Origin of the sequence: Calothrix sp. UHCC 0171, from assembly GCF_034931845.1 — a bacterium.
Lineage (GTDB): Bacteria > Cyanobacteriota > Cyanobacteriia > Cyanobacteriales > Nostocaceae > Brunnivagina.
On the sequence record NZ_JAYGHN010000085.1, the window covers coordinates 1 to 8,157 of the forward strand.

Consider the following 8,157-nt stretch of genomic DNA (forward strand, 5'->3'; position numbering starts at 1 on the left):
GTAGGGTACGTTAGAAGGTCGTTCGTAATGCACACAATCCCCGCGAATGGTACGTTACGCTGTCGATAACGTACCCTACGTATATTGTCAATCATCAAATCGGACTCCTATACTACATCCAATCCACACATTAACTAGCAGTCGAAGTTGCCACTTCACGCATAAGTTGAGATGGATTATAGTTATCTGTAATCACTTGCGGACAACGCATACATGCAGATTTGCCCTCTTGCTGCCACCATCGACAGTCTCGGCGAATAGAACAAGGAGGTAATTCTTCAACTACTGCTGACAAATTTCGAGCAACTCGCATTGCTAAACCACAGTTTTTACCATCAAAATGCTGACAACTTGATGTTGCACAGTTTGAAGCAGTACGAAAAATCTCAGTAGGTGTAACTGGACTAGCTTTTGCTATCAGTTCATCAGTCACTGGTAGCGCTTGTTTGAGATAAACTGCACGAGGTTGTTCGACAGTTCCACCAATTATACCGAAGACAATACTGTTTTCCCGTTCTGGTCTAGAACTAGGACATAGGGTCATTTTTTCCGTAGAATTATTTGCCATCAAGATGTCCTTAAAATGCCTTAAATCCTAGTTTTTTATCCACATATCCTGTAGGCATTGGACTGGGTACGTCAACGATTCCAGTAGTTGTGCCGTTATCAATTCCTGCTAGAACTCTTGGAGTTGAACCACCTACAATATCTCGTGTTTGTTCATCAGATAATTCTGATAAACCTTCTTTTCGGCGTGTAATTGCGTTATTGATTGCACTATCAATCAAGTTGTTTATTTGGATACGACTATTATCTTTTTCCACGTTTAATTTCCTTATGACTAGTAACTTGTGTGATTTACAAATACGGAATAGCGAATGGGAGCATCCCAATTTTGCAAAAATACAATTTGTAGTGGGAGCATTCAGGCTCCCTAATCTCCAGGAAGCGGGCTAGAGAGGCATCACTACAAAAAACAATTTACACATTAATTTACACATTTAGGATGCTTCCTAGCGAATTGCTTAGTTCATATTATTCATGGTAATAAAGCCAGTTAATGCCTGGCTAAAAATTACTCCAGATTTATTGTTTTCACGGATAGTTAATTTTTGTAGACAGTTAAACTACTCCTCCAAGTTCTGTCAGATGAGGTACAACTAGTAGTAGTTTGACCTATTCTCGACGTATCGCGTGTGCAAGTGATGATGACGGAATTCTGTCCACCGATAACTTGATGTAATTCGTCAATGCTTAACTCACAAAATAAATCTTCTTCAGCATTTAAATTTGCAATATTCATTGTTACTAATCCTATTGAGTGTACAGCTTATAAGTTACAATAAAAAATATTAGAAAGTCTAGTCTGCATTGCTATAAATATGTGCCATATAAAGTTTATAAATGTCTTAAATTGAAATTTATGTTAGCTTCATAAGCATTAAGTTGAAGTCAATTTCCGAAAACTGCATCCCCTCTGAATGACCGAGATATAGTTAGTTGGTAAAAATTGCATACCCCCTTTATGGTTGAGAAATATAAATAAACAAGCAGGGAAACATCGACCTTTTGTGAATTTGCAACTAGTATCAGATAACTTATTATTTCCAGGAAAAATCAATTATGAATCGCAAACTTGCTGTATCTAGTATTCTTTTAGCTAGTACAATTTTAGCTGTGACAAATATCTTTCCATTGACAGCAATCAGTCGCAAATTTAATCTAACTGCATCGGCTCTCACCACAAAAATAAATGATAATCAATTATTTTACATCTATAAAGGGCAGCGTGTTCCATTAACTCAACAACAAGATGCGATCGCAGTTGAATTTAAAGCTGTAGCTAATACCCGCAATGGCAACAATAATCCGCTTTATTTACAATTAGAACAAGATTTAAAAATAGGTGCAGGAACTCGTGGTGGTGGAGTTTCCCAGGTACAGGTGAAGCCTTTAGGAGGAAATTATGCTGTTGTCGCTTTACCTGCTACTAATACCGATGCCATAAAAAATAAAATCCAAAATCAAAGTTATGTCAAGGCTTCTTTACCTGTATTAAGTCGCACAAATCAGCAAGATACAATTATTTTGCCGAACGAACTCGTTGTCGGATTTCAAGCAAATATAGGCGAAAAAGATAAGGAATCTATTCTGAGACAAAATAATTTAGAAATTATTCGTCCTCTACGTTTCTTCCCCAATATTTATATTGTGAAATCAACCACAGCTTCCGGTATAAATGTGTTGAATGTTGCCAATGAACTCAATCAAGTCAAAGGAATAAATTCTGCCGCACCAAATTTCCTTGAATCTGTTTCCAATTCTGTTAACATCACTCAACAAAAACCTCAAAAACTAAATATTGCATCGTTCGAGACACAATCTTCAAATATTACACAACGTGGGAATAATTCAAAGACAAATTATTTAGGTTTGCAGTGGCACTTGAATAGCGCTCCCCTCAAAACATGTTTGCAACAACCAATTAAGGGCTTTAACGCATTACAAAACTGTCTCCAAGAGCAAACTACTAAGAATAAACAATCTAAACAAACTGCACAATCGACATCAATTCGTAGCGATTTACGTGTCACCGAAGCTTGGCAAAATAGTAATGGTGGTAAAGGTGTTATTGTGGCAGTTATAGATAGTTTAATTCAATGGAACCATCCAGATTTAAAAAATAATTTATACAAAGTATCGACAGATGATAAATGTCCGCAGGAAGAATATGGTTGGGATTTTTCGGAATCAAGTAATAGCAAAAATCCCTGTGAGATTGGCGATGCAGATACAAAAATGAGTCCTTTAGAAATGAATATTTTGCGGAGGAAATTACAAGATACCTTTAAATTATCTGATGCTGAATTAATGAGAAGATACTTATCACCAAGTGAATTAGCAAAAATAAATAACCAAACTCTACAAAAAGAAATAGCCGATCGCTTGCGTGACAAAATTCGTGCAGATGTTGGTGGTGAATTTCATGGAACTTTAGTCAGTGGAGTAGTTGCAGCTAAACCCGAAAATGCTCAAGGAGTATCGGGAGTTGCACCCAATGCCAAGATTTTGCCTGTGCGAGTGTTTGGTTTAAATGGCAGTATTCAGAGAACTTCTGTAATTGAAGCTGTTGGTTATGCAGCAAATCGGGGAGCAGATGTGATTAATTTAAGTTTGGGGGGAACAGTTCCCATTGATGCAGAAGAATTAGCATTTAAGCAAGTATTGCAGCAATATCCCAAATTAGTTATAGTTGCTTCCTCCGGTAATTCTAACCGTCCCATCGTTGGTTATCCTTCCGGATATGAAGGAGTGTTATCTGTTGGTGCCACAAATTTATTTGGCGATCGCGCACCTTATAGTAACTATGGTAGAGGTTTGGGAGTAGTCGCACCTGGTGGAGATTTCAGTACCTCAATCAGCTGGCTGGGGGGAATTCCGACTACAGGAGGAACCTGGATGGAAGCATTTTGGCAAGGTTTAGCCTATCCCAATTCCCGTTGGTCTTATGTTATTGATATGAGAGGACAATATTGGTGGATGCAGGGTACTTCTTTTTCTTCTCCAGCAGTTGCAGGGGTAGTTGCATTGATGAAAGGTGAAGATACTAACCGCAAATTAAACCGAGAACAAATAATTAATATTCTCAAATCGACTGCTAGTTACGATGGTTTGCAGATTTCTGAGAAAGAGAAAGAACAATATCAGACTCTGGTGAGTAAAGGTTTTATCTCTGCTTCTACATCAGAGAAACAGGTTTTCTTTGGTAGTGGATTAATTAATGCCGAGGCTGCGGTTAGAGCGGTGAAAAAATAAACTATAAATCCACATCTTGCCTATCCTTTTTAGGCAAGATTTTCAGAACCATATTGCCCCATAAACCAGAAATTGATGAACTATATTTGGAACGTGGTGGTACTTTTTACATACCCCCAAAACCTCTCGAAGTATAAATAACCAGAAAGTTCTAAGTCGAAAATCCTATGAAACGCCGCCATTTCCTACAATTCTCCGGCTCCACCCTGGCAACACTAGGTCTAAGTCAGTTAGATATTGCACAACAAGCTGGTAAATATACTCAAGTGCTGGCGCAAAATACTGGACGCAAGTTAGCACTATTAGTAGGTATTAACAAGTATGAAAATGGGATGAATCCCCTCAATGGTTGCGTTAATGATGTCTTGTTACAAAAAAACTTATTAATCCACCGCTTTGGTTTTAATCCCAACGATATAAAAATCCTCATCGACGAACAAGCTACTCGTCAAGGCATTTTAACTGCTTTTGAACAACATCTAATTAATCAAGCTAAACCTGGGGATACGGTGGTGTTTCACTTTTCCGGACATGGTTCCCAGGTTGTCGATCGAGATAAAGATAATCCTGATGGTTTAAATAGTACCCTAGTTCCCGTTGATTCTGGTGACAATGCCTCTGGTGGTGTGGTGCAAGACATTATGGGACACACACTGTTTTTACTCATGTATGCACTCAAAACCGATAATGTCACAGTGGTTTTAGATAGCTGTCATTCGGGAGGTGCAAAACGGGGAAATTTTGTGGTTCGTTCTCGTAATGGTGGTAGTAAATTTCAAGCCATTGCCGATGAATTTGCTTATCAAAAACAGTGGCTAAAACGATTAAACTTATCGAATCAAGATTTTATTAAATTGCGTCGTCAAGGTGTTGCTAAAGGTGTGGTAATTGCTTCAGCAAAACGCGACCAATATGCAGCCGATGCACCTTTTAATGATTTTCATGCCGGGGCATTTACCTATTTATTTACCCAATACTTGTGGCAACAAACAGCAAATCAATCGGTCGAGCGAGCATTTGTTGATGTGAATCACAGTACAAAAATTTTGTCTCGTAATAGTGGTATTTTCCAAGAGCCAGAATTGGAAGTAAATAATAAAAAAAATCCCAACCCAGCGATTTATTTTACCCCTTTTAATACATCCTATGCCGAAGCAGTAGTGACACAAGTAAAAGGTGAAAAAGTAGAATTATGGTTAGGGGGAATTGATGCGCGATCGCTCGAAGCTTTTAACCAAGAAGCTGCTTTTAGTACGGTTAATTCTCGCGGTGAAGAAACAGGGCTAGTTAAGTTAGAGTCCCGTCAGGGATTGATTGGACAGGGTAGATTTATTGCTGCTGCAAGGGGAAATTCTCCAATTCAACCGGGGACCATTTTACAAGAAAGAATTCGCGGTATTCCCAAGAATTTAACATTAAAAATTGGTTTGGATAATACTTTTGATCCTAATACTACAACCCAAGTACAGCAAGCTTTACAAGCAGTTAATCGTATTACTCCCCTGGCTTTAGGACAGCAGGAAATACAATATATATTTGGTCGTATGAGCCAATCTAGATATCAGCAATTACAAAAATCCCAGGTGACAAATTTACCTGTTGTGGGTAGTTTGGGTTTATTTTTACCCTCCCTCGACCAAATTGTTCTAGATTCCTTTGGTAGTGCAAATGAAACTCTTACCGATGCAGTGAAACGTTTACAACCGAAATTTAAATCCCTACTGGCAACGAGAATTGTGAAACAAATGGTCGGGAATAATAGTACATCACTATTAAAAGTGACCGCATCAATTGATATTGCTGGAAGTCAAAAAATTATTAGTAAAGCTTTACCAACTCGCGGAATAAGCAAACAAATAAATGGAAGTATCACCAGACCAAATAAACCAATTATTCAGGATGCCCAAATACCGAAGTTACCAGTGGGTACACAAATAGTTTTCAATATCGAAAATCAAGAATCAGTACCTATTTATATTAGTATTTTAGTCATTGATGCTTCTGGTGAAATGGCGATAATTTTCCCCAATAATTGGACTGATTCGGAAGATGCAGCATTATTACCAGCAAAAGAAAAACGTATAATTCCTGGGAATGATGATGGCTTTAAACTTACTATTAGTAAACCTTTGGGAATCACAGAAGCATTAATAATTTCTAGTACATCTCCTCTAAGAAACTCCCTCAAAGCACTCAAAGAAATCGCCACTAGAGGAAAAATTTCACGTGGACCAATTGCACCCAATAATGATGAATTCTTAGATATAACCGATAAATTATTGGCAGACTTAGATAATGGAACCAGGGGAGGGATTAATATCGAAGGAATCCAGTTAGCTGCGGGAGTGCGGGGGGTGGATGCCAAGAAACTTGCAGCAATGGCGATCGCATTTGAAGTCATTAATTGAAGATAAGTGGTGGTGCGGTTATCTGGGATATTAATACGGAAAAACGCATCAAGGAAATTATTGAAATTTATGCTGCTAGTAAGGTTTGGAGTCCCGATGGTAAAAGTATTGCGGTAGGAGGGCAGGAAGGGGAAATCACTATTTGGGATACGACTACAGGTAAATTCTCAAATTAAAACCGCTAGTGTCGTCAGAACGTTTGATTATCTCAATCGCACAACCAATAAAATATCTGACCCAATTAACTAGTTTTCCTGCATATCCAGCATTAAAGGTAATTTTGGGAAGGAGTATTGAATTCTATTGAATTCTATCGAGTACGAGTTTGGCTCCATCACGAAGCAGCATGTACAACGACCATTAATCTTTTTTCCGGCATCATAGCCGCGAAACTTGCCGGACAGAATCTTCTGTCCCGGCAGATTTTGCGTGAACACCTCCTTTTTCAGTTGTTTTAATGCTTTGGGAGTCTATAATTCCTGCGGATGGCTCTGCATCCCGTCCATCAAGTTCTCTTAACTGGGATCGCAACACGGAATGAATGTTTTTCCAGATACCTTTACGCTGCCAACGTTGAAAATACGAATACACAGTTTGCCATGCTGGTAAATCGTGAGGCATCATTCGCTCTTGTGCAACCTGCACGCAAAATATAAAAAATGGCATTCACCACTTCTCGCATATCAACTTCACGTTTTTTTCCACGTTTGAATCATTGATTTTATTAAACCCCATTCTGCATCAGAAACATCTGTAGGATAAGTTTTTCGACTCATTGCACCCAGTAAAAACGCTACTTGCTTATTAAGTAGAGTAAATGTTCTGGGAAATGATTGCGGTGTCCTTTATTTTTTATTTATAAACACCCTCTAAGTTTATATAATTCAATAGCTGAAACATTTGTAATTGCTAAAAAATACCTTTTTTCTCACAATTTGCAACTCGAATTACTAAAAAGAACTTGTAGTTTATCTGTTCGCCTTGAAAAGGCTGGTATTAATGAGCCATCCAATGCCCTCTAAGCTCCGTATCTCTCAATAGCAGTCTACATAGTAGAAGCCTTGCAGTAACAAAACTGGGCAATGATAGCTGCCCTAACAAATACTTGGAACACTGATTTTAAGCGGATGGTATGGGCAATGCTAATCACCGAACACCAAGCAATCGCATGACTTAAAGCCAATGCGATAAGCCGGGTACGGCAGCGCTAAAGCGATCGCCACTAACAAAATTTCCTCAACAATCAATTAACCTAAACAAAGAACGCCACAGACAGAACGATGCAATACGAATCTTTCCCCTCACGACTCCGCAGATTGGCGACACGATACCGCCAAGTTAAACACCTTCCGGAAAACAGAATTCGGTTCTACCTGGCTAACTTAGACTTAGATATTGTTGAGGGCGATCGCAGTTACGCTACCGTCCAAGATGGTGACGGATCGGACAAACCTGCGGTACAGATTAGCCCGGTCTAGTTCGGGGATTGTTCTCAAAAATACTGGGTCGGAGAAGGTTTCGACCCACTCATCCACCAATGCCATATCGGGTACTGGCTTTTTGTACTGGGATATTTGGATTTTGATTTTTGCAATTGCATCATCGATCGCTTCGTTTTGTGGCAATCGTTGTAAATTTTCTAATGTTGTTCGCAACTCCAACACTTCGGGTGCTTCCTGTGGTTCCTCAGAGAGGGCATAATCCCGCAGTGCGATCGCCCATTTAGTCAATTCTGTGTCCACTGCATCGCATACTGCCTCAACGGAGATACGTTTTTTATTGGTGCAGTAACTATTGCCATAGCTTGCTCGTTTCTTGCAAGTAAAAAAGCGAGTGCGCGATCTGGCGTAGCACTTACTCCCACAGCACCCACAAACAACCTGCCCTGATAACAACAAAATGCCTTTACTTTTGGTATTTTGACCCCATCGAC

General features: G+C 39.1%; 8 protein-coding genes. 3 read left to right on the top strand and 5 right to left on the bottom strand.

Going from position 1 to position 8,157, the window contains the following annotated elements; genetic code table 11:
• Positions 1 to 130: 130 nt before the first annotated feature.
• The 3 genes from VB733_RS26965 to VB733_RS26975 all read right to left on the bottom strand — a co-directional run bounded on the left by VB733_RS26965 (position 131) and on the right by VB733_RS26975 (position 1,303).
• On the bottom strand, positions 131 to 568 hold the full coding sequence (locus tag VB733_RS26965) for a nitrogen fixation protein (RefSeq protein ID WP_323343125.1): 438 nt from the start codon (positions 566 to 568) through the stop codon (positions 131 to 133).
• 10 nt (positions 569 to 578) lie between these two features.
• The gene (locus tag VB733_RS26970; RefSeq protein WP_323343126.1) at positions 579 to 824 is read right to left on the bottom strand and encodes a hypothetical protein; all 246 of its coding nucleotides are present in this window, start codon (positions 822 to 824) and stop codon (positions 579 to 581) included.
• A gap of 281 nt (positions 825 to 1,105) precedes the next feature.
• A complete protein-coding gene (locus VB733_RS26975) occupies positions 1,106 to 1,303 on the bottom strand; it encodes a bacteriocin (protein ID WP_323343127.1) in 198 nt (65 codons plus the stop codon).
• Between the two features lie 320 nt (positions 1,304 to 1,623).
• On the opposite strand from VB733_RS26975, the gene VB733_RS26980 reads away from it, so the two are divergent.
• The 3 genes from VB733_RS26980 (at position 1,624) to VB733_RS26990 (ending at position 6,400) form a co-directional block, all read left to right on the top strand.
• Positions 1,624 to 3,816: a S8 family peptidase gene (locus VB733_RS26980; protein WP_323343128.1), complete on the top strand. Its 2,193-nt coding sequence runs from the start codon at positions 1,624 to 1,626 to the stop codon at positions 3,814 to 3,816.
• A 167-nt stretch (positions 3,817 to 3,983) separates the two neighbouring features.
• Positions 3,984 to 6,224 carry a caspase family protein gene (locus tag VB733_RS26985; RefSeq protein ID WP_323343129.1) on the top strand — a complete coding sequence of 747 codons (2,241 nt, stop codon included), beginning with the start codon at positions 3,984 to 3,986 and terminating at the stop codon, positions 6,222 to 6,224.
• Positions 6,221 to 6,400 carry a hypothetical protein gene (locus VB733_RS26990; RefSeq protein WP_323343130.1) on the top strand — a complete coding sequence of 60 codons (180 nt, stop codon included), beginning with the start codon at positions 6,221 to 6,223 and terminating at the stop codon, positions 6,398 to 6,400. Before VB733_RS26985 ends, VB733_RS26990 begins: the two co-directional genes overlap by 4 nt.
• A 202-nt stretch (positions 6,401 to 6,602) precedes the next feature.
• Here the strand turns inward: VB733_RS26990 and VB733_RS26995 are convergent, their stop codons facing one another.
• Positions 6,603 to 6,890 (bottom strand): transposase, encoded by a 288-nt coding sequence (locus tag VB733_RS26995; protein ID WP_323343131.1) that lies wholly within the window; start codon positions 6,888 to 6,890, stop codon positions 6,603 to 6,605.
• Between the two features lie 722 nt (positions 6,891 to 7,612).
• Positions 7,613 to 8,157, bottom strand: a 545-nt coding sequence (locus VB733_RS27000; protein WP_323343132.1) for a zinc ribbon domain-containing protein, incomplete at its 5' end; no start/stop codon positions are given.

Excerpts from the sequence above, each read along its gene's own strand:
- VB733_RS26985 (WP_323343129.1), top strand. The coding sequence starts at position 3,984 with ATGAAACGCCGCCATTTCCTACAATTCTCCGGCTCCACCCTGGCAACA.
- VB733_RS26980 (WP_323343128.1), top strand. The coding sequence starts at position 1,624 with ATGAATCGCAAACTTGCTGTATCTAGTATTCTTTTAGCTAGTACAATT.
- VB733_RS26965 (WP_323343125.1), bottom strand. The coding sequence starts at position 568 with ATGGCAAATAATTCTACGGAAAAAATGACCCTATGTCCTAGTTCTAGA.
- VB733_RS26975 (WP_323343127.1), bottom strand. The coding sequence starts at position 1,303 with ATGAATATTGCAAATTTAAATGCTGAAGAAGATTTATTTTGTGAGTTA.
- VB733_RS26995 (WP_323343131.1), bottom strand. The coding sequence starts at position 6,890 with ATGCCATTTTTTATATTTTGCGTGCAGGTTGCACAAGAGCGAATGATG.